Raw genomic sequence first — 586 nt, forward strand, 5'->3', positions numbered from 1 at the left:
CCCTCGCACAGCCACGGTAGTGGTGCATCTGGAATCCGTGCCCTCGCACCCTCGGTGTTAGTGACACAGGGCTCGTCAGCTCCCACTCCGCACTGCGTGCGTCGCGGATAGGTCTGCATGGGAAACCCGGGGCTTCGTTTGGGCACAGCAGGGGCAGTCGGCTTCGCCTCGGCGAGGCACCCAAGCGCTCAAGTGCCCAAAAGACGAACTCGCCACGCGAATCAAAGTGCGAAACCATAAGCCGAAAAACCACGGCTGCCAGTCAGTCGTAGTCGCACTGGCATTGGCATTGGCGGTGGCATTGGCATTGGCGGTGGCGGTGGCGGTGGCGGTGGCGGTGGCGGTGGCGGGTGCCGTGCCGCATTGTGCCGTGCTGTGCCGTGCTGTGCTGTGCTGTGCTGTGCTGTGCTGTAACAATCGCAGGCAACGATACTAAGCGAAACGCGAGTACGAAAACGCGGTGGTTGGTTTTATGAAGTGCGCTTCGGCGCGCGTAGCGTCGCTGGAAGTATGACGCCCTTGTCACTCACACCGAATGTGCGAGAGCACGGATTCCAGATGTGCCACTACCGCGACTGCGCGAGGG

At 62.1% G+C, this 586-nt stretch carries 1 protein-coding gene; it reads left to right on the forward strand.

Features of this window, described 5'->3' with window-relative positions; translation table 11 throughout:
* The first annotated feature begins 226 nt into the window (after nucleotides 1–226).
* The gene (locus tag PQQ52_RS34610) at nucleotides 227–436 is read left to right on the forward strand and encodes a hypothetical protein (protein ID WP_408221528.1); all 210 of its coding nucleotides are present in this window, start codon (nucleotides 227–229) and stop codon (nucleotides 434–436) included.
* Nucleotides 437–586: the final 150 nt, after the last annotated feature.

Origin of the sequence: Paraburkholderia sediminicola, from assembly GCF_046030555.1 — a bacterium.
GTDB lineage: Bacteria > Pseudomonadota > Gammaproteobacteria > Burkholderiales > Burkholderiaceae > Paraburkholderia > Paraburkholderia sediminicola_E.